The sequence below is a fragment of the Sphingomonas sp. CCH5-D11 genome (assembly GCF_001557395.1).
In the GTDB taxonomy this organism is placed as follows: domain Bacteria; phylum Pseudomonadota; class Alphaproteobacteria; order Sphingomonadales; family Sphingomonadaceae; genus Sphingomonas.
In genome coordinates this window covers 1-1,857 of sequence record NZ_LSKH01000319.1, presented here as the reverse complement: position 1 = coordinate 1,857, position 1,857 = coordinate 1, and the positions used below count along the sequence as shown (strand labels likewise).

1 protein-coding gene is annotated in these 1,857 nt (G+C 68.9%); it reads left to right on the top strand.

The window, feature by feature from the left end; genetic code table 11:
• The coding region (locus tag AX702_RS19870; protein WP_197420698.1) for a strawberry notch family protein at positions 1-1,857 on the top strand (1,857 nt) is incomplete at both ends.

The following is a 1,857-nucleotide window of genomic DNA, read 5'->3' as shown; positions in this document are numbered from 1 at the left end:
ATCCGGGTTGGGCCGACGCCTTCGCCCGCCTCGGCGAGCGCGGCCGGGTCGTGTTCAGTGCTGCGGTCGACGGGGCCGTGTTTGCCAAACACGGCACGGCCGTCGAGACCCGGCTCACGGTGATCGATCGCGTCGCCGCGAATGGCGCTTCCACCGTCGCGACGCCGCTTCCGATGGCCGGCACCGCCTCCGAGTTGCTCGCGCTGGTCGAGGAGCTCGTTCCGGCGCGGCCCGACTGCACGCCGAGCCTTGCCTCCGGGCCTGTCGCGCCGCGTGTCGTCGGGCCTGCGGGCCGGCCTCGCACCGCCGGCGCGGCTCGACCGCTCGAACCCGTCGCGGCCGACGCCATCGAGCTCGCCTACAACATCGCCGATGGCGCGCCTCAAACGGAGGGCAAGATCGCTGACGCGCTCTACGAGCCGTTCGCGCTCACGACCGTCCGCATCCCCGGCGCGGCGGACCATCCGACCCCGCTCGTCCAGTCCGCCGCGATGGCGAGCGTGCGCCCACCCAAGCCCTCTTACCGGCCGCATGTGCCCAACGGCTTCGTCGACGCCGGCCTGCTTTCCGAAGCCCAGCTCGAAACGCTGATCCTTGCGGGCGAGGCGCATTCGGCGCAACTCGCCGGAGCCTGGACGGTCGATGCGACCAATGACGTCGTCGCGGCCGCGCCCGACGATGCCGAGGCGGCTGTTCGTTTCCGGCGCGGGTTCATGCTCGGCGACGGCACCGGCGCAGGCAAGGGCCGGCAGGTCGCCGCCGTAATTCTCGACAACTGGCTGAAGGGTCGCCGCCGCGCGCTCTGGGTGTCGAAGTCCGACGCGCTGATCGAGGACGCACAGCGCGACTGGTCGGCACTCGGCCAGGAGCGACTCCTGATCCAGCCGCTCTCGCGCTTCCGTCAGGGCACGCCCATCCGTCTCGACCAGGGTGTCCTTTTCGCTACCTACGCCACGCTACGCTCCGACGCCCGAGAGGAACGTGTTTCGCGCATTCAGCAGATCGTAGATTGGCTGGGGTCCGACTTCGACGGAGTGATCGTCTTCGACGAGAGCCATGCCATGCAGAACGCCGCCGGCTCCAGGAGCGAGCGCGGTGACGGCACGCCCTCGCAGCAGGGCCGCGCCGGGCTGCGCCTGCAGCACGCGCTGCCGGACGCCCGGGTGCTCTACGTCTCGGCGACCGGCGCTACCACCATCCAGAATCTCGCCTACGCGCAGCGCCTCGGGCTTTGGGGCGGCGAGGACTTCCCGTTCGCGACGCGCGCCGAGTTCGTCGCGGCGATCGAGACTGGCGGAGTCGCGGCGATGGAGGTGCTGGCCCGCGACCTGAAGGCGCTCGGCCTCTACACCGCCCGCTCGCTCTCCTACGACGGCGTCGAATACGAGATTGTCGAGCATCCGCTCACGGCCGATCAGACGCGCATCTACGACGCCTATGCGGGCGCGTTTCAGATCATCCATCAAAACTTGGACGCGGCGCTGGAGGCGACTGGCATCACCAGCACCTCCGAGCAGGGATCGTCGACCCTGAACCCGCAAGCGAAGTCCGCCGCGCGCTCGGCGTTTGAGAGCTCGAAGCAGCGTTTCTTCGGCCACCTGCTGACCTCGATGAAGACGCCGACGCTGATCGCCCGGATCGACGAGGACTTGGCGGCGGGCCACGCCTGCGTCGTCCAGATCGTCTCGACTGGGGAGGCGCTGATGGCGCGCCGCATCGCCGAGCTGGCGGCCGAGGAATGGTCGGACGTCCAGGTCGACATCACGCCGCGCGAGTACATCTTATCTGGAGATCCAGATAAGACATATTCTTTGCAGTCGAGATTTATGTCGAGCGGTTCGCACGCAGGCGCGGATT